The organism is Citrobacter europaeus, from assembly GCF_037482245.1.
Lineage (GTDB): Bacteria > Pseudomonadota > Gammaproteobacteria > Enterobacterales > Enterobacteriaceae > Citrobacter > Citrobacter europaeus.
This window is the reverse complement of the sequence record NZ_CP148084.1, coordinates 854,203-878,489: the sequence shown is the minus strand read 5'-3', so window position 1 is coordinate 878,489 and position 24,287 is coordinate 854,203. Positions and strand designations below refer to the sequence as shown.

22 protein-coding genes and 1 tRNA gene are annotated in these 24,287 nt (G+C 53.2%); 5 read left to right on the top strand and 18 right to left on the bottom strand.

The genetic code is table 11. From position 1 onward, the window contains the following. Positions 1-566: 566 nt before the first annotated feature. Positions 567-640 (bottom strand) — tRNA-Gly (locus tag WHR59_RS04195). 79 nt (positions 641-719) lie between these two features. Then, positions 720-1,478, bottom strand: a complete 759-nt coding sequence (gene actS / locus WHR59_RS04190; RefSeq protein WP_100194961.1) for an amidase activator ActS — start codon at positions 1,476-1,478, stop codon at positions 720-722. Between the two features lie 166 nt (positions 1,479-1,644). Between actS and idi the strand changes: the two genes are divergently transcribed. Beyond that, positions 1,645-2,193, top strand: coding sequence for an isopentenyl-diphosphate Delta-isomerase (gene idi, locus WHR59_RS04185; protein ID WP_338843622.1), 549 nt, complete (start codon positions 1,645-1,647; stop codon positions 2,191-2,193). Between the two features lie 85 nt (positions 2,194-2,278). On the opposite strand, the gene lysS is transcribed toward idi, so the two are convergent. From lysS to xerD, 5 genes are all read right to left on the bottom strand, one after another. Beyond that, positions 2,279-3,796 carry a lysine--tRNA ligase gene (lysS, locus tag WHR59_RS04180; RefSeq protein WP_005123357.1) on the bottom strand — a complete coding sequence of 506 codons (1,518 nt, stop codon included), beginning with the start codon at positions 3,794-3,796 and terminating at the stop codon, positions 2,279-2,281. A 9-nt stretch (positions 3,797-3,805) separates the two neighbouring features. Continuing rightward, positions 3,806-4,904 (bottom strand): peptide chain release factor 2 gene (gene prfB, locus WHR59_RS04175; RefSeq protein WP_100194817.1). Its coding sequence is split into 2 segments (ribosomal slippage): positions 3,806-4,828 and positions 4,830-4,904, totalling 1,098 coding nucleotides; the frame shifts between segments, so codons are not numbered across the junction. A 91-nt stretch (positions 4,905-4,995) separates the two neighbouring features. Beyond that, complete coding sequence (gene recJ, locus WHR59_RS04170; protein WP_043017503.1) at positions 4,996-6,729, bottom strand: single-stranded-DNA-specific exonuclease RecJ; 1,734 nt, start codon at positions 6,727-6,729, stop codon at positions 4,996-4,998. Positions 6,730-6,734: 5 nt separating this feature from the next. Beyond that, the gene (gene dsbC / locus WHR59_RS04165; RefSeq protein WP_075145662.1) at positions 6,735-7,448 is read right to left on the bottom strand and encodes a bifunctional protein-disulfide isomerase/oxidoreductase DsbC; all 714 of its coding nucleotides are present in this window, start codon (positions 7,446-7,448) and stop codon (positions 6,735-6,737) included. Between the two features lie 23 nt (positions 7,449-7,471). Continuing rightward, complete coding sequence (gene xerD / locus WHR59_RS04160) at positions 7,472-8,368, bottom strand: site-specific tyrosine recombinase XerD (RefSeq protein WP_003825519.1); 897 nt, start codon at positions 8,366-8,368, stop codon at positions 7,472-7,474. 113 nt (positions 8,369-8,481) lie between these two features. Here xerD and fldB point away from each other — a divergent pair, with 113 nt between their 5' ends. After that, the gene (fldB, locus tag WHR59_RS04155) at positions 8,482-9,003 is read left to right on the top strand and encodes a flavodoxin FldB (RefSeq protein WP_220771436.1); all 522 of its coding nucleotides are present in this window, start codon (positions 8,482-8,484) and stop codon (positions 9,001-9,003) included. A gap of 99 nt (positions 9,004-9,102) precedes the next feature. Here fldB and WHR59_RS04150 read toward each other — a convergent pair whose 3' ends face one another. After that, entirely contained in the window at positions 9,103-9,510 is a 408-nt protein-coding gene (locus WHR59_RS04150) for a protein YgfX (RefSeq protein WP_043017506.1), read from the bottom strand. Further along, entirely contained in the window at positions 9,491-9,757 is a 267-nt protein-coding gene (gene sdhE, locus WHR59_RS04145) for an FAD assembly factor SdhE (protein WP_080626132.1), read from the bottom strand. Before sdhE ends, WHR59_RS04150 begins: the two co-directional genes overlap by 20 nt. 256 nt (positions 9,758-10,013) lie before the next feature. Between sdhE and ygfZ the strand changes: the two genes are divergently transcribed. Continuing rightward, positions 10,014-10,994, top strand: coding sequence for a tRNA-modifying protein YgfZ (gene ygfZ / locus WHR59_RS04140; protein WP_338843621.1), 981 nt, complete (start codon positions 10,014-10,016; stop codon positions 10,992-10,994). Between the two features lie 91 nt (positions 10,995-11,085). Here ygfZ and trhA read toward each other — a convergent pair whose 3' ends face one another. Next, a complete protein-coding gene (gene trhA, locus WHR59_RS04135) occupies positions 11,086-11,745 on the bottom strand; it encodes a PAQR family membrane homeostasis protein TrhA (protein ID WP_043017508.1) in 660 nt (219 codons plus the stop codon). A gap of 163 nt (positions 11,746-11,908) precedes the next feature. Then, positions 11,909-12,220, bottom strand: a complete 312-nt coding sequence (gene yqfB / locus WHR59_RS04130; protein WP_043017509.1) for a N(4)-acetylcytidine aminohydrolase — start codon at positions 12,218-12,220, stop codon at positions 11,909-11,911. 52 nt (positions 12,221-12,272) lie between these two features. Between yqfB and WHR59_RS04125 the strand changes: the two genes are divergently transcribed. Beyond that, positions 12,273-13,001: a MurR/RpiR family transcriptional regulator gene (locus tag WHR59_RS04125; protein ID WP_338844056.1), complete on the top strand. Its 729-nt coding sequence runs from the start codon at positions 12,273-12,275 to the stop codon at positions 12,999-13,001. A 119-nt stretch (positions 13,002-13,120) separates the two neighbouring features. Then, positions 13,121-14,554 carry a 6-phospho-beta-glucosidase BglA gene (bglA, locus tag WHR59_RS04120; protein WP_338843620.1) on the top strand — a complete coding sequence of 478 codons (1,434 nt, stop codon included), beginning with the start codon at positions 13,121-13,123 and terminating at the stop codon, positions 14,552-14,554. A gap of 94 nt (positions 14,555-14,648) precedes the next feature. Here bglA and WHR59_RS04115 read toward each other — a convergent pair whose 3' ends face one another. The 7 genes from WHR59_RS04115 to pepP form a co-directional block, all read right to left on the bottom strand. Beyond that, entirely contained in the window at positions 14,649-15,392 is a 744-nt protein-coding gene (locus WHR59_RS04115; protein WP_043017511.1) for an SDR family oxidoreductase, read from the bottom strand. Positions 15,393-15,470: 78 nt separating this feature from the next. After that, a complete protein-coding gene (gene gcvP / locus WHR59_RS04110; RefSeq protein ID WP_043017512.1) occupies positions 15,471-18,344 on the bottom strand; it encodes an aminomethyl-transferring glycine dehydrogenase in 2,874 nt (957 codons plus the stop codon). A 177-nt stretch (positions 18,345-18,521) separates the two neighbouring features. Next, positions 18,522-18,911, bottom strand: coding sequence for a glycine cleavage system protein GcvH (gcvH, locus tag WHR59_RS04105; RefSeq protein WP_003026965.1), 390 nt, complete (start codon positions 18,909-18,911; stop codon positions 18,522-18,524). A gap of 25 nt (positions 18,912-18,936) precedes the next feature. Further along, entirely contained in the window at positions 18,937-20,031 is a 1,095-nt protein-coding gene (gene gcvT / locus WHR59_RS04100; protein WP_047408905.1) for a glycine cleavage system aminomethyltransferase GcvT, read from the bottom strand. 452 nt (positions 20,032-20,483) lie between these two features. Then, positions 20,484-21,686 (bottom strand): FAD-dependent 2-octaprenylphenol hydroxylase, encoded by a 1,203-nt coding sequence (gene ubiI / locus WHR59_RS04095; protein ID WP_338843618.1) that lies wholly within the window; start codon positions 21,684-21,686, stop codon positions 20,484-20,486. An 81-nt stretch (positions 21,687-21,767) separates the two neighbouring features. Continuing rightward, positions 21,768-22,946 (bottom strand): 2-octaprenyl-6-methoxyphenyl hydroxylase, encoded by a 1,179-nt coding sequence (gene ubiH / locus WHR59_RS04090; protein ID WP_075145660.1) that lies wholly within the window; start codon positions 22,944-22,946, stop codon positions 21,768-21,770. After that, complete coding sequence (gene pepP / locus WHR59_RS04085; protein ID WP_338843617.1) at positions 22,943-24,268, bottom strand: Xaa-Pro aminopeptidase; 1,326 nt, start codon at positions 24,266-24,268, stop codon at positions 22,943-22,945. The genes ubiH and pepP overlap by 4 nt, the downstream gene beginning before the upstream one ends. Positions 24,269-24,287 lie beyond the last annotated feature (19 nt).

Genomic DNA, 24,287 nt, shown 5'->3' with positions numbered 1-24,287 from the left:
AAAAGTCTCAAAACCCACAGAAACATTATCTTACAAATTCACGACATACACACCACGCTTAGAGGTGATATGCCTGAATTGTCACGCATGTCCCTACGCTTAAATTTTTATTGGTACTGGGTGAGATCTTAATCAGTATAACTATAGCCAATCTCACTATATTTTCCGTATTCTTCGACAGTATTGATGTAATATATACAAGGCTTACGATCCGCTCGACCTTGCAAGTATTAGAAATGGTAAGAAGTAGTAGGCTAACTCGTATTTTTTATGTATTTGAACAATCTCGTGGTCGGATGATTAGAATTAAATCAGTTTCCTTAATAAACATGTAATCTATTAATTTTGGTAGATGTGCAGACGCTTGAAACATTCCTTTATTAGCTCATGTGGATTGTTAGTTTCACAGGGAGTATCTCTCAGAAGGAGTATCAAATCCCACCAGCTTTCTACCACAGTCGGTTTGGCCTACATAGTTGTTACATGAGTCCGATTAACGATAAACGAAGTAACACATTGAAATTTAGAAGGATAATTGAATCAGGAGAGTCAGTGAGTAGAAGAACTGGAGCGGGCGAAGGGAATCGAACCCTCGTATAGAGCTTGGGAAGCTCTCGTTCTACCATTGAACTACGCCCGCATTGAAGTGCGTAAGGGATTATAAACCTTACGCTCTTCTTGGCAAGGGACTAACCGACTGACTGGCGATTAATTCACCGTCAACATTTTGGTTTACTGCCCTGCGGCGGCAAATAACGCAGCGGATCGATAGCTGTCGCCCGGTAGCGGATCTGGAAATGCAGCCGCACCGTAGTCGCATCCGAGCTGCCCATCGTCGCGATCTTCTGCCCGGCTTTCACGTTTTGACCGTTGTTCACCAACATGGTGTCATTATGCGCATACGCAGTGATGTAATCCTCACTGTGCTTAATCATAATGAGATTACCGTAACCCCGCAGCTGATTGCCGACATAAACCACCTTCCCCGCTCCGGCCGCATAAATCGGCGTACCGCGCGCAGCTGAGATATCAATGCCCTTATTGCCGCCGTCCGCGGTTGAATAAGGCAGGATCACTTTACCGCTGGCGGGCCACAGCCAACAGCGTTGCCCCACTGGCGGCCACGACGACTGCGGCACAGAAGAAGATGGTCTGACCGCCGCCGTTTTGGTTGCGGATTTCCTGGTTGCTTTGCCAGAGCCAGAACTGGATTTCGCGCCGCTGCTAACTTTCAGCTTTTGCCCTACTTCGATGGTATAGGGCGGTGAAATATTATTCAGGCGAGCGATCTCTTTCACGCTGGTCCCGGTGGCGCGCGAAATACGGTATAGCGTATCTCCTCGCTTCACGGTATACACGGAGCCGGAATAACTTCCTGTATCAGACGACTTGCTCCCGGAACACCCTGCTAACAGCAGACCGACACACAGCAGCATCGCGATACTCAGGCCATTTTTCTTCAGGCGTCCTGCACTCAAAACAATACCTCGCAACATTTTCAGACGCTTTATCATAGCAGCCAGAAACCGGAAGCCAAATCATATCGCGCAACGAGGCGTCGACGCTGGCATTTCACACCCTCTGTTAATCATTCTGACTTAATTAAGCATATAATATGGGTGCTTAAGATTGATGGTGGATGCTATGCGACAGGAACATGTCATATTATTGAATGAGCAGGGCCAGCCTTGTGGAACACTGGAAAAGTATGCGGCGCATACCGCCACAACGCCTCTGCACGCTGCGTTTTCCTGCTGGATATTTAACGACCAGGGACAACTGCTGGTGACCCGCCGCTCACTGCATAAAAAAGCCTGGCCAGGCGTCTGGACCAACTCTGTCTGCGGTCACCCGCAGTTGGGTGAAAGTACCGAAGCCGCTATTGTCCGCCGGGCTCGCTTCGAACTGGGTGTAGACATTGACGCGCTCAGCCCCGTGTATGCTGATTTTCGTTATTGCGCTGCGGACCCGAGTGGAATAGTGGAAAACGAAGTATGCCCGGTTTATGCCGCACAGATCGTCAGTGAGCTACAGCTAAACCCAGATGAAGTGATGGATTGCCAGTGGGGCAATCTTGAGGATGTCTTAAGCGGAATTGATGCGACGCCGTGGGCTTTTAGCCCATGGATGGTATTACAGGTTGCAAACGATAAGGCGCGAGAATTACTGCGCAAGTTTGCCAACAGGAATTGACTGCCTGATGGGGCGACGCTTACCTGGCCTACATAATAAATAGTAGGCCGGATAAGGCATCAGCCACCATCCGGCATTTCACATCTTACTTAACCGGTCGCATCGCCGGGAACAGGATCACATCGCGGATGGTATGGCTGTTGGTGAACAGCATAACCATACGGTCGATACCAATACCCAGACCCGCAGTCGGCGGCAAGCCGTGTTCCAGAGCGGTAACGTAGTCTTCGTCGTAGAACATCGCTTCGTCATCACCCGCATCTTTGGCGTTAACCTGATCCTGGAAACGCTGCGCCTGATCTTCCGCATCGTTCAGCTCGCTGAAACCGTTACCGATTTCACGTCCACCGATGAAGAATTCGAAGCGATCGGTGATTTCCGGGTTTTCATCATTACGACGCGCCAGCGGAGAAACTTCTGCCGGGTATTCGGTAATGAAGGTTGGTTGAATCAGGTGCGCTTCCGCAACTTCTTCAAAGATCTCGGTCACGATACGGCCCAGACCCCAGCTCTTCTCAACCTTGATGCCGATAGATTCAGCAATCGCTTTTGCAGAGTCGAAGTTATCCAGATCGGCCATATTGGTTTCCGGACGGTATTTCTGAATCGCTTCGCGCATGGTCAGTTTTTCGAACGGCTTACCGAAGTCGAAGACTTCTTCGCCGTAAGGCACTTCGGTGGTGCCCAGAACGTTCTGCGCCAGCGTACGGAACAGTGATTCGGTCAACTCGATCAGATCTTTGTAGTCCGCATAAGCCATGTAGAGTTCCATCATGGTGAACTCTGGGTTATGACGAACTGAGATGCCTTCGTTACGGAAGTTACGGTTAATTTCGAACACGCGTTCGAAGCCGCCAACCACCAGACGCTTGAGGTACAGTTCCGGCGCGATACGCAGGTACATATCCAGATCCAGCGCGTTATGATGGGTGATGAACGGACGCGCTGCGGCACCGCCAGGGATCACCTGCATCATCGGGGTTTCTACTTCCATAAAGCCGCGACCCACCATGAACTGACGGATACCCGCCATAATCTGTGAACGCACTTTAAAGGTGTTGCGGGATTCATCGTTAGAGATGAGATCCAGGTAGCGTTGACGATAGCGCGCTTCCTGATCCTGCAGACCGTGGAATTTATCCGGCAGCGGGCGCAGCGCTTTGGTTAGCAGACGCAGCTCGGTGCAATGAATAGACAGCTCACCAGTCTTGGTCTTGAACAACTTACCTTTCGCGCCGAGGATATCGCCCAGATCCCATTTTTTGAACTGCTCGTTGTAGACGCCTTCCGGCAGATCGTCGCGAGCAACGTACAGCTGAATACGGCCGCCAACATCCTGCAGCGTAACGAATGAGGCTTTACCCATAATACGGCGGGTCATCATACGGCCAGCAACGGATACCTCGATGTTCAGCGCTTCCAGCTCTTCGTTTTCTTTCGCGTCGAAGTCAGCATGCAGTTGGTCTGAGGTATGATCGCGACGGAAATCGTTCGGGAACGGGATCCCCTGCTCACGCAGGCTCGCCAGCTTCTCACGGCGCGTTTTCAGTTCATTGTTAAGATCGGCTACCGCGTCAGCGCCCTGTACGTGTTGTTCAGACATGTTGGTTCCTCATAACCCTGCTTTCAAACTTGCTTCGATAAATTGATCCAGGCTGCCATCCAGCACCGCCTGCGTGTTACGGGTTTCAACCCCGGTACGCAGATCTTTAATGCGGGAGTCATCAAGGACATAAGAACGAATCTGGCTACCCCAGCCGATATCTGACTTATTGTCTTCCATCGCCTGTTTCTCGGCATTCTTCTTCTGCATTTCCAGTTCATAAAGCTTCGCTTTCATCTGCTTCATGGCCTGGTCTTTGTTCTTGTGCTGGGAACGGTCGTTCTGACACTGCGTCACAATCCCGGTCGGGATGTGGGTGATACGTACCGCCGATTCTGTACGGTTAACGTGCTGACCGCCCGCACCAGAGGCGCGATAAACGTCAATGCGCAGATCCGCCGGGTTGATGTCGATATCGATATCATCGTCAACTTCCGGATAGACAAACGCCGAGCTGAACGACGTATGGCGGCGACCGCCGGAGTCGAACGGGCTCTTACGTACCAGACGGTGTACGCCGGTTTCAGTGCGCAGCCAACCGTAAGCATATTCGCCAGCAATTCTGATGGTCACGGATTTAATACCCGCCACTTCACCTTCAGATTCTTCAATAATTTCAGTCTTAAAGCCGCGTGCTTCAGCCCAACGCAGATACATACGCATCAGCATGCTTGCCCAGTCTTGCGCTTCCGTACCACCGGAGCCAGCCTGAATATCGAGATAGCAATCTGCGCTGTCATATTCGCCGGAGAACATACGACGGAATTCCAGCTGGGCCAGCTTATCTTCCAGCGTATCGAGTTCTGCTACGGCTTCGTTAAAGGTTTCTTCGTCGTCGGCTTCTACAGCCAGTTCCAGCAGGCCGGAGACATCTTCCAGGCCCTGGCTCATCTGATCGAGCGTATCAACGATGGCCTCGAGGGAGGAACGCTCTTTACCCAGCGCCTGCGCGCGTTCGGGTTCGTTCCACACGTCCGGCTGCTCCAGCTCGGCGTTTACTTCTTCCAGACGCTCTTTCTTGGCATCATAGTCAAAGATACCCCCTAAGAACGTCAGAGCGTTCCGTGAGGTCCTGAATGCGGTTATTTACCGGATTAATTTCAAACATTGTCTGATTTCTTTTATTGGACTAGTCAAAATGCGGTTATAAGAGCGGGATTGTAACTAATCCACGCCCTTTTTTATAGCGATTAGTGACGCTAAAGTGGCCAGATATTATCGATTATTAGCTGCAAACTGCGGTTGCCGCGAAACTCATTAATATCCAGTTTATAGGCCAACTGAACATCGCGCACGCCGTTGTCCGGCCAGCAACTGGTATCAACGTTGAACGCAATTCCGTCCAGCAGTGGACCGCCGCCAACAGGCTCCACCATCACCTTCAGATGACGCTCACCCACCAAACGCTGCTGGAGCAAACGGAAATGCCCGTCAAACAGCGGTTCAGGGAACATTTGCCCCCACGGCCCGGCATCACGCAGCATTTGCGCGACGTCCATGGTCATCTCCGCCGCGCTCAAAGGTCCGTCTGACACCACTTCTCCCTGCAGTAAAGCGGGATCCAGCCACTCGGTTACCAGTTCGCCGAAACGCTGCTGAAAACGTTCAAACTGCGCCTCCTCCAGCGACAATCCCGCCGCCATGGCGTGACCGCCAAACTTGAGGATCATGCCCGGATAAAGGGTGTCCAGGCGCTCCAGCGCATCGCGCATGTGCAGCCCCTGAATCGAACGCCCGGAGCCTTTCAGCGTACCGTCACCGGCAGGAGCAAACGCAATCACCGGGCGGTGGAAGCGCTCTTTAATACGCGATGCCAGAATCCCCACCACCCCCTGATGCCACTCGGAATGATACATCGCCAGACCGCCCGGTAGCATATCACTACTGCGTTCCAGCTTTTCACACAGGGTCAGCGCTTCGGCCTGCATACCCTGCTCTATCTCTTTGCGCGTCTGGTTGAGTGCGTCCAGCTCATTAGCCAACACGCGCGCTTCGCCAATGTTGTCGCACAGCAACAGCGCCACGCCAACGGACATATCGTCCAGGCGCCCCGCCGCGTTCAGTCTGGGCCCGAGGGCAAAACCTAAATCACTGGCAGCCAATTTGAGTGGATCGCGATTGGAAATCTCCAGCAGCGCTTTAATACCCGGGCGACACTTTCCGGCACGAATACGGCTTAAGCCTTGCCACGTCAAAATGCGGTTATTGGCATCCAACGGGACCACATCGGCCACCGTGCCAAGCGCGACCAGATCGAGCAGATCCGCCAGGTTCGGCGGCGTAATGCCTCGTTCATCAAACCAGCCTTTGTCACGCAGGAAGGTGCGTAGCGCCAGCATCAGATAGAAGGCCACGCCAACGCCTGCCAGCGATTTAGACGGGAATTCACAATCGTGCAGGTTAGGATTGATAATCGCTTCAGCGCCCGGCAGCGTGTCCCCTGGCAGGTGGTGATCGGTCACAACGACCGGGATCCCCAACGTTCTGGCATGTTCAACCCCCGCATGGGACGAGATGCCATTATCTACGGTGACAATCAGTTGAGCGCCACGAGCATGAGCCTGATCCACCACTTCCGGGCTTAAGCCATAGCCGTCTTCAAAACGATTAGGCACCAGGTAGTCAACGTTGCTGCAGCCCAACGCGCGCATTGCCAGGATGCTGAGCGCTGTACTGGTGGCGCCATCGGCATCAAAATCACCGACCACGATGATGCGGGTTCCCGCACGAAAGGCGTTATAGAGGATCTCTACCGCTTTTTCGACGCCGTTCAAATGCTGCCACGGCAGCATGCCTTTCACGCTACGCTCAAGCTCCTGCGCGCTGCGCACGCCGCGACTGGCGTATAAACGGCGCAGCAATGGCGGCAAGTCAGCAGGTAGCTCGGCGGTCTCGTCGGCCTCACGCCGACGAAGTTGTATCTGTTGTTTCACGCGAATTATTTACCGCTGGTTTGTTTTGCATGCGCATCGAGGAATTCTTTCATCTCTTTCGGGCCCTGATAGCCTGGCACTACGTAGCCATTGCTCAGCACAATCGCTGGCGTACCGCTGACGCCGAACTGGACGCCCAGCGCATAGTGGTTAGCGATATCCACATCACAGGTCGCCGCTTTCACATCTTTGCCAGCCATGGCGTCGTCAAAGGCTTTGTTTTTGTCCTTTGCGCACCAGATAGACTTCATGTCCTGCTCGGCCTGGCTTTCCAGTCCCTGACGAGGGAAGGCCAGATAGCGTACGGTGATCCCTAACGCATTGTAATCTTTCATCTCTTCATGCAGCTTGTGGCAGTAGCCACAGGTGATGTCGGTGAAAACGGTAATGACGTGTTTTTCCTGCGGCGCTTTGTAGACGATCATCTCGTTCTCCAGCGCGTTCAAATGTTTCATTAGCAGCTGATTGGTGACATTTACCGGGCTTGCGCCACTCACGTCATACATCGGTCCCTGAATAATATGTTTACCGTCTTCAGTAACGTACAGCACGCCGCTATTGGTCAGTACCGTTTTCATACCCGCAACCGGAGCTGACTGAATCTCGGTACTCTGAACGCCCAGCTTCGCTAATGACTGGCGAATCGCCGCATCGTCTGCATGTACCATGCCGGAAAACGCCGTCGCCAGCAGAGTGAACATCATAAAACGTTTTTTCATAACCTATCCTTTCCTGTCAGCACTCACGCTCGCGGGTGATGCTGTTGATGTAGTTGCCGCAAGCGCTCCGTTGCGACATGAGTATAAATCTGCGTTGTCGAGAGATCGCTATGCCCCAGTAGCATCTGCACCACGCGCAGGTCAGCGCCATGGTTGAGCAGATGGGTGGCAAACGCGTGCCGCAGGACGTGCGGAGACAGCTTTTCGCTGTCGATTCCAGCCAACACAGCATAATGTTTAATACGATGCCAGAACGTTTGACGGGTCATCTGTTGCGCCCGCTGGCTGGGAAACAGCACATCAATCGATACACCGTTGAGCAACCATGGACGACCATGTTCCAGGTACGTTTCCAGCCAGTACACCGCCTCCTCACCTAACGGGACAAGGCGCTCTTTATTACCTTTACCGATCACCCGGACCACGCCCTGACGCAGGCTGACGTCACTCATCGTCAGCCCCACCAGTTCAGACACGCGCAGGCCCGTGGCATACAACACTTCCAGCATGGCTTTGTCGCGAAGCTCCAGCGGTTGTTCGATGAGCGGTGCCTGCAGCAGTCGTTCTACCTGTGCCTCACTGAGATCTTTGGGCAGACGCTGCGGAAGTTTAGGTGATGCAAGCGAGGCGCTGGGGTCATCTTCGCGATATTTCTCACGGTACAGATGCTGAAAAAAACGCCGCGTTGCACTGAGCAAGCGTGCGGAGCTGGTGGCTTTATATCCCCCATCCATCCGTTCAGCCAGCAATGCTTGCAGGTCATCACTCTGCGCAGTCGCAAGCGAAGCGCCGCGGTGATGTAGCCATTCGACAAGCATGGTCAGATCGCGACGATACGCACTTAATGTGTTTTCCGCCAGATTTCGTTCCAGCCACAGGGCATCAAGAAACTGCTCGATGCGCGCCAGATCCTGTTCCACTCGCGCCCCTTAATCCACTCTCATTTTTGATGCATTATGCCTCATTGTGCCGAGAATGCGGCGATTCTGTTACACTACCCGCAACGCTACAGCAGAATTGAGATGTTTACGTCATGAACATGGGTCTTTTTTACGGTTCCAGCACCTGCTACACCGAAATGGCAGCAGAAAAAATCCGCGATATCCTGGGTCCCGAACTGGTGACACTGCACAACCTCAAAGATGATTCCCCGAGCTTAATGGAGCAGTATGACGTGCTCATTATGGGCATCCCGACCTGGGATTTCGGTGAAATTCAGGAGGACTGGGAAGCGGTCTGGGAGCAACTGGACGACCTCAACCTGGAGGGCAAAATCGTTGCGCTTTACGGTATGGGCGATCAGTTGGGTTACGGCGAATGGTTCCTGGATGCGCTGGGTATGCTGCATGATAAGCTGGTCACCAAGGGCGTAAAATTTGTTGGTTACTGGCCAACCGAAGGCTATGAATTCACCAGCGATAAACCCATCATTGCCGATGGACAGCTGTTTGTTGGCCTGGCGCTGGACGAAACAAATCAGTACGATCTCAGCGATGAACGCATTCAGGTCTGGTGCGAGCAAATTCTTGGTGAAATGGCCGAACACTGGTCCTGATAACCACTTTGCCGGATCCTGACGTATACGCCATATCCGGCCTACTTTATTGGCCGAACCGAGACCTTAAAGCTGCGCCCCACCAGGCATTTATCGACGTTATCCCTGCTTCGCCTGTTGCAGTATTAACCGTCGCAAATCCCGCCACTCAGCATCATCCATACTGTCTGCCGCCAGCCACAAATGCTGACGCTTTCCGACATCAGAACGCAAACGCAGCATCATGCCCGTTTTGACCATCCAGGGTGCGCTAACAATAGACCACTCTTGCCCTTGCCAGCGCAGTCGACCGTTCATCAACAGCCGAATCTCGCCCTGACAGGCGTTAATTCGGCGCTGGCTTCGGACGCTATCGAACACCACCAGAGAGAGCAGAACCAGCCATAATGGGGTGTAGCTCAATGGCCAGGGCATCAATAAAATGAATACCGCCACCAGCCCATGAATGAGCAGCGAAAGCCATTGCGCGCGCCATGAAACGCGTAAATCAGATTGCCACTGGACCACGTTCCCGATTCCGTGTCTGGATAAGTCGCACCATCTGCTCCAACTGATCATCAGCTGGTTTCCCATGATTCATCAACCAGTTAAACAAGTCTGGATCATCACATTCTAGCAGACGGATAAAGATACGTTTTTCTTCGTCACTTAAGCTGTCGTATTCATGTTCGAAAAACGGCATGATCGAGATGTCCAACTCGCGCATACCGCGACGGCATGCCCAATGAATACGCGCTTTGTTGTTAATATCCATGTTCTTCTCCCTGTCTCGCGAAAACGAAGTATCCCGCTATTGTAACGTGTTTTTCCCGCACATTTACGGGAATATCATTAAACGGAAGCGTGTTCGCTAAATAAAACCGCATTAAGTCAAAGGATTCAGCATTTTTGGATGTCTCCTCGCAAAGCTTAATATATGGCACAAATAGCCTGTTTAAACCGCTTGCAATGGGCCATAGCTCTTTTACCATTAGTCATTATCACTGCGTTAAGCAAATCAGGACATTATTATGGCTTTTACATCTTTTCCTCCTCGCCAGCCTTTCGCGTCAACGCGTTTGCCTCTGACGCTAATGACGCTCGATGACTGGGCGCTCGCCACCATCACCGGTGTCGACAGTGAGAAGTATATTCAGGGTCAGGTCACGGCGGATGTCAGCCAGATGACCGAGCATCAGCACCTGTTGGCTGCACATTGTGACGCCAAAGGTAAAATGTGGAGCAACCTGCGTCTGTTCCGCCAGGGTGACGGTTTTGCATGGCTTGAGCGCCGTAGCCTGCGTGATGCGCAGCTCACTGAGCTGAAAAAATATGCGGTTTTCTCGAAGGTGGCGATTGCCCCGGACGACGAGCGAGTACTGCTGGGTGTAGCGGGGTTCCAGGCGCGTGCGGCGCTGGCCAATCTCTTTAGCGAATTACCAAACAGCGATAAACAGGTTATTACTGACGTTTCTTCCACCCTGTTGTGGTTCGAACATCCTGCTGAGCGTTTCCTGCTGATCGTTAATGTTGCAACGGCGGAAACCCTGGTAGAGAAGCTGCGCGGTGAAGCGGAGTTAAATAACAGCCAGCAGTGGCTGGCGCTGGATATAGAAGCAGGTATTCCTGTTATTGATACTGCCAACAGCGCGCAGTTTATTCCGCAAGCCACCAATCTACAGGCACTGGGCGGGATCAGTTTTAAAAAAGGCTGCTATACCGGTCAGGAAATGGTTGCTCGCGCAAAATTCCGCGGAGCCAACAAACGCGCCATGTGGACTCTGGCAGGTGCGGCCAGTCGGGTACCAGAAGCGGGTGAAGACCTGGAGCTGAAAATGGGCGAGAACTGGCGCCGTACCGGCACCGTACTCGCCGCGGTGCAACTGGCTGATGGTCAGATACTGGTGCAGGTTGTGATGAATAACGATATGGAAGCCGACAGCGTGTTCCGCGTTCGTGACGACGCGAAAACGCTGCATATTGTGCCGCTGCCGTATTCACTGGAAGAGTAAAAGATTAACGCCGGATGGCGCTACGCTTATCCGGCCTACAGGCACATTTTGTAGGCCGGATAAGGCGTTAGCCGCCATCCGGAATCAAGGGTTACGCCTGTCCAACATACAAATAAATCGCCAGAAAGTGGCAAACGCTGCCGCCCAGCACAAAGCCGTGCCAGATAGCATGGTTGTATGGAATACGCTTACAAACGTAGAAAATTACGCCCAGCGAATACACCACACCACCAACGGCCAGCAACGTCACGCCCCCCGCAGCCAGTTTAACCGCCAGTTGATACACCACAATCAGTGATAGCCAGCCCATTGTCAGGTAGGTTACCAGTGAGAGAACCTTAAACCGGTGCGCAATGGTCAGTTTGAATAAAATACCGATCAGCGCCAGGCTCCAGATAACAATCATCAACCCACGTGCCAGTGGCGAATCCAGTCCCACCAGCAGAAATGGTGTGTAGGTCCCGGCAATCAGCAGATAAATCGCACAATGGTCGAATTTTTTCAGCCAGACTTTCGCTCTCTGATGGGGGATCGCGTGATACAAGGTTGAGGCGAGAAACAGCAGGATCATGCTGCCGCCGTACAGGCTATAGCTGGTTATCGCCATAACGCTGGCGTTGGTATCCACTGCCTGGACCAGCAATAACACCAGTCCGACAATCCCAAACACCAGCCCGATACCGTGACTGATGCTGTTGGCTATTTCCTCTGCCAGCGAATATCCCTGCGCGATTAATGGCTTCTGAACCATAACTTACTCCCGAGAAACGTGCACTATCGTGATTGCTCCTCTAGCGTAACTGAGAATGGTTCCAGTGAACACCTGTTAGCTAAAATAATTCCCAGATAAAAATTAACCCATAAAAATCATTATGTTAATTTTATAATTTCAGCTAACAGGCGTACCTTTATAATTAAAGGCATTTAAAATCAATCACATAAAATTGCGTTTGATCCGGGTAAATCTCAGCAATGACATGTTTAAGTTCTTCAAGCGTCATATTTTCCTGCTGGGCATGTTTTTCCGTCAGCGTATCCAGCGTAACGGTTGAGGTGCCAACAACCTCAATCGTGCAGAAGTATCCCTCATCCTCAAAGCGTCCAACCCGTAGAATGTCACCGGTTTTGAAGTGTGATTCGGACTCGTCACGAATGGTGATGGTTTTGCGTCCGGCCAGAATGTCATCCTGGAAACGCTGAAAAAAAGTGATGTCATTTGGCTGCATGTTATTATTCCCTGTAGATGAAGTCTGATGAGTGAGTTTTGCCATTGTGAGTATGTTCTCCCACGCTGCCATCGCCAGTCTCAACAATCTTGAGATGCTGGTCTACAACTATGTCATCAAAAATCGTGACAAAGTCATGTACATGACCATTCGCGAACTGGCCGATGCCGTGGGCGTTTCTACAACCACCGTGCTGCGCTTTTGCCGCAAGCTTAAGTGTGAAGGTTACTCAGAATTTCGCGTACGCTTCAAATTATATTTAGAGCAGAATGAACCGCAACAGGCTAATTTCGGTGCCAGCGAAATCATCAGCTTCTTTAAAGGTGTCAATAACGACGAGTTCGATAATCTGCTCGATCAGGCTGTTGATATTATATTATCCTCCGAACGTATTATATTCGTCGGAGCGGGAACATCCGGAGCTTTAGCCAAATATGGCGCACGTTTTTTCTCAAATGTCGGAAAATTCAGTAATCACATTGATGACCCTTATTTCCCGGTAACGAATGACATGGCCAGAAATGCGCTGGCGATCGTGCTTTCCGTTTCTGGTGAAACAGAAGAGATCCTGCGTTTTGCCAGCCAGTTCAGCCTGCACAACTGTAAGGTCCTGTCGGTCACCAGCCATGAACATTCGCGTCTGGCGAAACTCGCTGACTTTAACCTCTCCTGGCACGTTCCACAAACGCGCATTGCCGGGGGATACGATATAACCACGCAAATCCCTGTTATTTATATTCTGGAATCACTTGGCCGCAAGCTGGCGAAAAGAATAGCGTAAAAAAACAATCTGTTTTTTTGATGTAACAAATCACATTAACGCTATTTTGTTATAGCGTGACATTTATCTTTCCTTTGTTAGACTCAAAATCAGATTGTATTAATTTGAGACTGACGCAGATGAAAAAACTTACCTTACCAAAAGATTTTTTATGGGGCGGCGCGGTGGCGGCGCACCAGGTTGAAGGAGGCTGGAACAAAGGTGGTAAAGGCCCCAGCATTTGCGACGTACTGACCGGTGGCGCACACGGCGTTCCGCGGGAAATCACTCAGGAAGTTGTGCCAGGTAAGTACTATCCCAACCACGAAGCCGTTGATTTTTACGGTCATTACAAAGAAGACATTAAGCTGTTTGCCGAGATGGGCTTCAAATGCTTCCGTACGTCAATCGCCTGGACCCGCATCTTTCCTCAAGGGGACGAAACCCAGCCAAACGAAGAAGGACTAAAGTTCTACGACGACATGTTTGATGAACTGCTTAAGTACAACATCGAGCCGGTCATCACCCTTTCTCACTTTGAAATGCCGCTGCATCTGGTCCAGCAGTACGGTAGCTGGACCAATCGTAAAGTCGTCGATTTCTTTGTCCGATTTGCTGAAGTGGTCTTTGAGCGCTACAAACACAAGGTCAAGTACTGGATGACCTTTAACGAGATCAACAACCAGCGAAACTGGCGCGCGCCACTGTTTGGTTATTGCTGCTCCGGCGTGGTGTATACCGAGCATGAAAACCCGGAAGAAACTATGTACCAGGTGCTGCACCACCAGTTCGTGGCCAGCGCTCTGGCGGTGAAAGCCGCACGTCGCATCAACCCGGAAATGAAAGTCGGCTGCATGCTGGCGATGGTGCCACTGTACCCGTACTCCTGTAAGCCTGAAGATGTGATGTTCGCCCAGGAGTCTATGCGTGAGCGTTACGTTTTCACCGACGTTCAACTGCGCGGCTACTATCCATCCTATGTGCTGAACGAATGGGAGCGCCGCGAATTCAACATCCGAATGGACGCTGGCGATGAGCAAATCCTGCGAGAAGGCACCTGCGACTATCTCGGATTTAGCTACTACATGACCAACGCGGTAAAAGCGGAAGGCGGCAGCGGCGATGCCATTTCCGGTTTTGAGGGCAGCGTGCCGAACCCACACGTAAAAGCATCCGACTGGGGCTGGCAGATTGATCCGGTCGGCCTGCGTTACGCGTTATGCGAACTGTACGAGCGCTATCAGAAGCCGCTGTTTATCGTTGAAAACGGATTTGGCGCTTACGACAAAGTGGAAGAAGACGGCAGCATCCACGATGACTACCGCATCGACTACCTGCGCGCCCACGTTGAAGAGATGATGAAAGCGGTGACCTATGATGGCGTAGACCTGATGGGCTACACGCCGTGGGGTTGCATCGATTGCGTCTCGTTCACCACCGGCCAGTACAGCAAACGTTACGGCTTTATTTACGTGAACAAACACGACGACGGCACCGGCGATATGTCGCGTTCACGCAAGAAAAGTTTTAACTGGTACAAAGAGGTCATTGCCAGCAACGGCGAGAATCTGTGATTTTTTACCAGATGGCGACGTAAGCATCTTATCCAGCCTACAGGTTATGCGCCCGTAGGCTGGATAAGCACAGCACTATCCGGCAAATAAATCTCTACTTCCCGCCAGCCAGTTCCAGAAAACTCCCCGTCACATATGATGCCTTCTCGCTCAGCAGCCAGGTAATCGCCTGCGCGACCTCCTCCGGCTGTCCGCCGCGCTGCATAGGTAACGAGGATTTCACACGATCAACCCTTCCCGGCTCGCCGCCAGACGCGTGCATTTCAGTGTAGATAAGACCCGGTCGCACACAGTTCACGCGGATCCCTTGCGCCGCAACCTCCAGCGCCAGGCCGGTGGTAAGCGTGTCTACTGCGCCTTTTGAGGCCGCGTAATCAACATATTCGAAAGGGGCGCCAAGCCTTGACGCTGCCGAAGAGACATTCACAATCGCCCCACCTTGCCCTCCATGTTTGAACGACATGCGCTTTACCGCTTCCCGACAACACAAAAAATAGCCGGTAACATTGGTTGCCAGTACGCGGTTGATTCTTTCGGCAGTCAGGCTTTCCACCGTGCTCTGTTCAAACAAAATCCCGGCATTATTCACCAGCGCAGTCAGCGGCTCCCCTTCGCGGTCAATGGACTCAAACATCGCCCCAACCTGACTTTCATCGCTGATATCAGCCCGCAGAGCAAACGCCTTTCCCCCGGCAGCGGCAATGATATTCACCACCTCGGTTGCAGCACGAATATTATGGTGAAAATTAACGGCCACCGTGTAACCCTCTTGCGCTAACTGCAGCGCGGTTGCCCGACCAATACCGCGACTACCCCCCGTAACAAGTGCGATTCCCATGGATACCTCCAGATATGAAAAAGCCGGGAGGCGGCTTCGCCTTACCCGGCCTGGAAACTGCTTTACTACGCGGAAAAGTTACTGATATTCACTCATCGGCACGCAGGAACAGAACAGATTACGGTCGCCGTAAACATCATCAAGGCGTTTCACGGTCGGCCAGTATTTGTTCGCAACACCTGCCGGGAAGACGGCGATTTCGCGGCTGTAACCATGATTCCACTCCGCGACCAACTCGTTTTGCGTGTGCGGGGAGTTAACCAGCGGGTTGTCTGTAAGCGGCCATTCACCAGCTTTCACGCGGTCGATCTCAGCGCGGATTGCCAGCATTGCGTTGATAAAGCGATCCAGTTCCACTTTGCTTTCAGATTCGGTCGGTTCCACCATCAGCGTACCCGCAACCGGGAACGACATGGTCGGCGCATGGAAACCGTAATCGATCAGACGCTTGGCAATATCCAGTTCACTGATACCGGTCTCTTCTTTCAGCGGGCGAATGTCGAGAATACATTCATGCGCCACGCGACCATCACGACCGGTATACAGCACCGGATAAGCATCTTTCAGACGGCTGGCAATGTAGTTAGCGTTAAGGATCGCCACCTGGCTTGCCTGTTTCAGACCTTCTGCGCCCATCATACGGATGTACATCCAGCTAATTGGCAGAATGGATGCGCTACCGAACGGTGCGGCAGACACTGCGCCCTGACGGGTTAGCATTCCTTCAATCTGAACTACGCTGTGGCCCGGTACGAACGGCGCCAGATGCGATTTAACGCCGATCGGCCCCATACCTGGACCGCCGCCGCCGTGCGGAATGCAGAACGTTTTATGCAGGTTGAGGTGCGATACATCTGCGCCGATAAAGCCCGGCGTAGTGATCCCAACCTGAGCATTCATGTTCGCGCCATCAAGGTAAACCTGACCGCCAAACTGGTGCACAACGTCGCACACTTCGCGGATCGTTTCTTCATATACGCCGTGGGTGGACGGATAGGTCACCATGATGCAAGAAAGGTTCGCAGCATGTTGTTCTGCTTTTTCACGCAGGCAGGCAAGGTCGATATTGCCATTCTTATCACAGGCGACAACCACGACCTGCATCCCCGCCATTTGTGCGGAAGCCGGGTTAGTACCGTGGGCGGAGGCCGGGATCAGGCAGATATCGCGATGGCCTTCGTTACGGCTTTCGTGATAATGACGAATCGCCAGCAGGCCCGCATACTCGCCCTGCGCGCCGGAGTTCGGCTGCATGCAGACGGCGTCATAACCGGTCAGTTTTACCAGCCACTCGGAAAGCTGGCCGATCATCTGGTGATAACCTTCCGCCTGCTCTGGCGGGCAGAACGGATGCAGCTCAGCAAATTCAGGCCAGGTAATAGGGATCATCTCGGCAGCGGCGTTGAGCTTCATGGTGCAAGATCCCAGCGGGATCATCGCCTGGTTCAGCGCCAGATCTTTGCGCTCCAGCGAGTGCATATAACGCATCATCTCAGTTTCGCTGTGATAGCGATTAAACACCGGATGGCTGAGGATCGCATCGTCACGCAGCATACTGTCCTGAATTGAACGGCTGTCGAGCGCCACGTCTTTATCCAGCGTGTCGATGCTCAGGCCGTGGCTGTCGCCCAGCAGAACATTGAACAGCTGCACCACGTTTTCACGGGTAGTGGTTTCGTCGAGCGTAATGCCTACCGCGTTATGGATGTCGCTGCGCAGGTTGATTTCTGCCGCTTCAGCACGCGCCAGAACCGCCGCTTTATCGGTCACTTCAACACACAGCGTGTCAAAGTAGTGCGCATGACGCAGCTTTAAGCCTTTCTGTTGCAGACCGGCTGCCAGAATATCGGTCAGACGATGGATGCGATTTGCAATGCGTTTCAGGCCAACCGGGCCATGATACACGGCATACAGGCTGGCGATGTTGGCCAGCAGGACCTGTGAGGTACAAATGTTAGAGTTCGCTTTCTCGCGGCGGATATGCTGCTCGCGAGTCTGCATCGCCATGCGCAGTGCGGTATTACCCGCCGCATCTTTGGAGACGCCGATAATACGGCCTGGCATGGAGCGTTTGAATTCGTCTTTAGCAGCAAAGAATGCCGCGTGCGGGCCGCCGTAGCCCATCGGTACGCCGAAGCGTTGTGCAGAGCCGAAAACGATATCCGCACCCTGTTTGCCCGGTGCAGTCAACAGTACCAACGCCATAAAGTCGGCAGCGACGCTGACCACAACTTTACGGGATTTCAGCTCAGCAATCAGTGCGCTGTAGTCGTGCACTTCACCGGTGGTGCCAACCTGTTGCAGCAGCACGCCAAACACATCCTGGTGATCCAGCGCTTTCGCCGCGTCATCAACTATGACGTCAAAGCCAAAGGTTTCTGCACGGGTGCGTACAACGTCCAGCGTTTGTGGATGAACATCAGCCGCCACAAAGAAACGGTTGGCATTTTTCAGTTTACTGACGCGTTTGGCCATCGCCATGGCTTCAGCCGCCGCAGTGGCTTCATCCAGCAGAGAGGCGGAGGCCATATCCAGACCGGTCAGATCCAGCGTCACCTGCTGGAAGTTCAGCAGTGCTTCCAGACGTCCCTGAGAGACTTCCGGCTGATACGGCGTGTATGCGGTGTACCAACCTGGGTTTTCCAGCATGTTACGCAGGATAACCGGTGGCAACTGCACGGCGGTGTAGCCCATGCCAATGTAGGACGTGAAGCGCTTGTTACGCCCGGCGATGGCTTTTAATTCAGCCAGCGCAGCGTATTCGGTCGCCGCCTCGCCAACCTGCGGCGGGGTTGCGAGCTGAATGTCTTTCGGCACAATCTGGCCGATCAGCGCGTTTAACGACTCGGCGCCAACCGCATTCAGCATCTCTTGCTGCTGCGCGGCGTCCGGTCCGATGTGGCGTTCAATGAAAGCGCCGCTGTTTTCAAGCTGGCTTAACGTCTGTGTCATGGGCGATGGTTCCTGAAACGTGCAGTGAATCGTAGGTGTCTCTACTTACCTGAATACGCAAAATAATTCGCGTTGCAGGACGGCGGCGACGCAGCGCATCCCCAGGAGCTTACATAAGTAAGTGACTGGGGTGGGCGAGGAAGCCAACACACCTGCAACGTGAAGAATGAAGCGTATTTATTCGTCTTCTAACAATGCTTCGTATGCGGTCGCATCCAACAGCGATTCAATTTCGCTTTCATCACTGGCTTTGATTTTAAAGATCCAGCCACCCGCATACGGCTCGCTGTTGACCAGTTCCGGGGAGTCGCTGAGCGCGTCGTTAACCGCAACAATCTCACCGCCTACTGGCGCATAGATATCGGATGCCGCTTTTACGGACTCCGCAACGGCGCAGTCATCGCCCGCGCTAACGGTAGCGCCAACTTCGGGCAGATCAACGAAAACCATGTCACCTAACAGCTCCTGAGCGTGTTCGGTGATACCCACGGTGTAAGAGCCATCAGCTTCTTTGCGCAGCCATTCGTGTTCTTTGCTGTATTTCAGTTCTGCAGGTACGTTGCTCATCAATCAATCTCCAAAAAAGGATGAATTACGCGACGGCTTTGCCGTTACGCACAAAAACAGGTTTAGTCACTTTTACCGGCATTTCACGGTTACGGATCTGTACGATTGCGGTCTCACCGATACCCGCAGGTACACGCGCCAACGCGATGCTGTAACCCAGGGTTGGGGAGAATGTCCCGCTGGTGATAATGCCTTCCTGCTGGTTGCCCGAAGCATCGGTGAAACGCACCGGCAGTTCATTACGTAGCACACCTTTCTCGGTCATCACCAGCCCGACCAGCTGTTCATGACCTTTTTCACGCTGCATTTCCAGCGCTTCACGACCGATAAAGTCGCGGTCAGCCGGTTCCCATGCGATGGTCCACCCCATATTGGCCGCCAGCGGTGAAATTCCTTCGTCCATCTCCTGCCCGTACAGGTTCATACCGGCTTCCAGACGCAGCGTGTCGCGCGCGCCGAGACCGCAAGGTTTGACACCTGCTTGTACCAGCGCACGCCAGAAATCTGCCGCCTTTTCATTCGGCATGGCAATTTCATAGCCAGCTTCGCCGGTATAACCGGTAGTTGCGATAAATAAATCACCCGCCTGAACGCCAAAGAACGGCTTCATGCCTTCTACCGCCTGGCGCTGCTCGTCAGTAAACAACGTAGCTGCTTTTTCCTGCGCATTAGGCCCCTGCACCGCAATCAGCGACAGGTCGTCACGAACGGTGATGTCGATAGCATAAGGTTCAGCGTGTTGGGTAATCCAGGAGAGGTCTTTTTCGCGGGTGGCGGAGTTTACAACGAGGCGGAAGAAGTCTTCAGTGAAGTAATAGACAATCAGGTCATCTATCACGCCGCCCGAAGCGTTGAGCATCCCGGAGTAGAGGGCTTTACCCGTCTTCGTTAGCTTCGCGACGTCGTTTGCCAGCAGATAACGCAAGAACTCCCGGGTGCGGCTACCGCGCAGGTCGACGATGGTCATATGCGACACATCAAACATTCCGGCATCGGTGCGAACAGCATGGTGTTCATCAAGCTGAGAACCGTAATGCAGTGGCATCATCCAGCCATGGAAATCTACCATGCGCGCGCCACATAGCGTGTGTTGTTCGTACAAAGGAGTCTGTTGAGCCATCTTTTCCTCGTTGAATAAGCGGGGCTACCAACTCTTTCGCGGTGAAATTTTCGCCACGAAACCCAGCACCGCAGCCGCTCCAGGGGCTACGACGCAAACGTTCTCTTTGTCCTGAACTTACCACCGAAACAGGCGCTAAACCATAAGTCAAAATTAACCATCACATTAGCTTATGGCCAAAAACGGCCAGATCGCCAGCAGAATAAAATTCCAGAGATATAGCGATTAACCAGAATAACAATCAAAGATAAACGCGAATTTACCGCACCAATCCACATTAAATGTGGAAAAAATGTCAAAAATGGCGTTATGAAAAAAACGTAATATTAAAAAAACTAATGCGAAAAAAGGCGTGGAATTAGATTATTTCAAATGAGAGAAGTGCCCCGGCGCGCAGGCCGGGAGAGGAAAGTGTGACGGGTCTCAAACTCTTAAGATTGTCCTTACGGACGCTAGCGTAGCCACTCGGGAAGATCGTTCAGTCCCATCGCCTGACGGATGAGCTGTGGTTTTACACCAGGCAGGGTATCGGCCAGTTTCAGCCCAATATCACGCAGCAGTTTTTTCGCCGGATTCTCGCCGGCAAACAGCTCACGAAAGCCCTGCATTCCGGCCAGCATCATTGCTGCGCTGTGCTTACGGCTGCGCTCGTAGCGGCGTAAATAGAGATACTGACCAATATCTTTACCCTGACGTTGTAGCCGCTTAAGTTCATCGATCAGCTCCGCCGCATCCATAAAGCCAAGGTTAACCCCCTGACCCGCCAGCGGGTGGATAGTATGCGCCGCATCCCCCACCAGCGCCAGACGATGGGCGGCGAACTGACGGGCATAGCGTCCCGTCAGCGGAAACGCCTGACGTTCGCTTTCAAGGCTGCACAGCCCCAGACGATTATCAAAAGCAATATTCAGCGCCTGATTAAACTCATCAACGCTTGCCTGCTGCATACGTTCTGCTTCCTGCGGCGAGAGCGACCAGACGATAGAACACAGGTGCGGATCGCTGAGCGGCAGGAATGCCAGGATCCCCTCGCCGTGAAACGCCTGACGGGCAATCGCGCCGTGCGCTTCCTGCGTACGGATAGTCGCCACCAGCGCATGATGGCGGTAATCCCAGAAGGTGAGCGGAATGTCAGCTTTATTGCGCATCCAGGAGTTAGCACCATCGGCACCGACGACCAGACGCGCCGTCAGCATTGCGCCATCTTTGAGAGTCAGAAATGCCTCGTTCTCCCCCCAGGCCACCTGCTGTAATTCGGCGGGCGCCATCAGCGTAATATCCGCTGAACGCTGCGCCTTTTGCCACAGCGCATAATGAATCTCTGAGTTTTCAACGATGTGACCCAAATGGCTGTAGCCCATGCTTTGGTCATCAAACGCAATACGGCCAAAGCTGTCTTTGTCCCAGACTTCCATGCCGTGGTAGCAGCAAGCGCGACGGGCAACAATGTCGGACCAGACGCCAAGACGGGTAAGCAGTTTTTCGCTGGCGGCATTAATGGCCGAAACGCGAAGCTGAGGAGGTGCATCCGCCGTCAACGGCTGTGGAACATGTTGTTCTAATACAGCAACGCGCAACCCGCTGCCCTGCAAGCCGCAGGCAACCGCCAGTCCTACCATGCCGCCACCAACAATTGCTACATCAACACTTTGCACTGTTTACTCCTGGAAACCGGAACAATCAAAACCGTAGGCCGGATAAGGCGTTTACGCCGCCATCCGGTCTACTGGCCATATTTATCGCGCGACCCAACCCAGGGTCCGCTCCGCCAACGCATCGCGCGCGGGTGTGAATAATTCCATCGCCATCAGCCCGACGTTGCGCCCAACAACCAGCGGAGCCCAGCGATTGGCAAACAAATACACTAAATTGTTGGTCACACCAATCGTCGTCTCGCGATCGCGTTCGCGACGCTGCTGATAGCGTGCCAGCACCGCATAATCACCGATATCTTCCGCGTTGTTTTGCGCCTGCGTCAACGTCTCAGCCAGGCTCATTACGTCACGCAGACCAAGGTTAAAACCTTGTCCGGCAATAGGATGCAGCGTCTGGGCTGCGTTCCCAACCAGCACGGTACGATGGGTAATCGCTTTTTGCGCCGAAGTTAACGAAAGCGGATAGGCGTTGCGTTTACCTGCCTGAGTAATACGCCCCAGCCGCCAGCCAAACGCGGTTTGCAGTTCACGGCAAAACCGTTCGTCGGACCAGGCCATTAACTCATCACGCCGTTCCAGCGGATGGCACCACACCAGCGAACAGCGGCCATCAGACATCGGCAACATTGCCAGCGGACCATATTGCGTGAAGCGTTCAAACGCCCGCCCGTCATGCGCAACAGAAGTCGTGACGTTGGCAATTACTGCCAGTTGTTCATAGGGCTGCTGCTGCCAGTCAACGCCGCAGGCGGTAGCCAGCGCGGAACGTGTACCGTCAGCGGCGACCACCACGCGACCGGTAATAACCTCGCCATTCTCCAGCGTGACCTCAACATGTTCCTGCGTACGCGCCACGCTGGCTACGCGATCGGGACAATGCAGCGTGACGCCCGGCGCTTTACGCAGCAGCGCAAACAGACGCAGCCCGACATCGTGCAGTTCTACCACCTGGCCCAGCGCTGGAATACGGTATTCCTGCGCATCCAGCGTCACAAATCCGGCATGGCCGCGATCGCTGACGTGAACCGTTTTGATTGCCGTTGCGCAATCGGCAATCGCTTGCCATACGCCAATTCGCGCCAGCTGTTGGCAGGTCCCTGCCGCCAGCGCGATCGCCCGGGCGTCAAACCCAGGATGGCGGTCAGTTTCAGGTTCGCTCGCTTCTATAAGATGAACCGGCAGAGTCCCATGGCTGAGCTGAGAAATAGCCAGCGCCAGCGTCGCGCCAACCATACCACCACCGACGATAATCACGCTCATTGCAGTCGAGCCGCGGCCATTAAGGCTTCAATGTCATCCGCTCTCTTCACCACGCTGGCGGTCAGGTTTTCATTGCCGTCTTCGGTGATGAGGATGTCATCTTCAATACGAATGCCAATACCGCGATAAGCAGGCGGTACATCGGCGTCCGGCGCGATATACAGCCCCGGCTCGACGGTGAGTACCATTCCTGGCTCAAGAATGCGTGAACGGTCCTGACCGTAAACGCCGACGTCATGCACATCCAGCCCCAGCCAGTGGCTAAGACCATGCATAAAGAATGGGCGGTGCGCATTTTCGGTAATTAGCTGGTCGACCTCGCCGTGCAGAATGCCAAGCTTCACCAGACCCGTAATCATGATGCGCACCACCTCTCCGGTGACGTCCTGGATGGACGTTCCGGGACGATACAGACGCAGGCTGGTTTCTAAGGATTCCAGCACAATGTCGTAAATTTCACGCTGTGCCGGGGTAAATTTACCGTTTACCGGGAAGGTACGCGTAATGTCGCCCGCATAGCCTTTGTATTCACAGCCAGCATCAATCAGCACCAAATCGCCATCGCGCATTTCACTTTCATTTTCGGTGTAATGCAGGATACAGCCGTTTTCACCGCTGCCGACAATCGTGTTATAGGACGGATAACGCGCACCATGGCGGGTAAATTCGTGGTGAATCTCACCTTCCAGCTGGTATTCAAACATTCCCGGACGACATTTTTCCATCGCGCGGGTATGCGCCAGCGCAGTGATCTCTCCGGCACGGCGCATGACCGCAATTTCTTCCGCTGATTTGAACAGGCGCATTTCATGCACCATTGGGCGCCAGTCGATAATCGCGGCGGGCGCGTGCAGATTTTGTCTGGCGCCTTTACGCAGTTTATCCAGCGCCGTGCACACAATCTCATCCGCCCAGGCATACTCGCCCTGCGCGTGATACACCGCGTCCAGGCCATTGAGCAACAGGTGCAATTGTTGGTTGATTTCACTGAAGGCCAGCGCCCGATCAACGCCGAGTTTTTCCGGCGCGGCATCCTGGCCCAGACGGCGGCCAAACCAGATCTCCGCCGTCAGATCGCGAACCCGGTTGAACAAAACGCTGTGGTTATGAGTGTCATCACTTTTAATCAGCACCAGCACGGCTTCAGGTTCGTTAAAACCGGTGAAGTACCAGAAATCACTGCTTTGGCGGTACGGGTATTCACTGTCCGCGCTACGCGTCGCTTCAGGCGCGGCAAAAATCAGCGCGGCGCTGCCAGGCTGCATTTGTGCCAGGAATGCCTGGCGACGACGCTGGAATTCTTGCTGAGATATCTCGCTCATCACACTCTCCTTTGCGTTT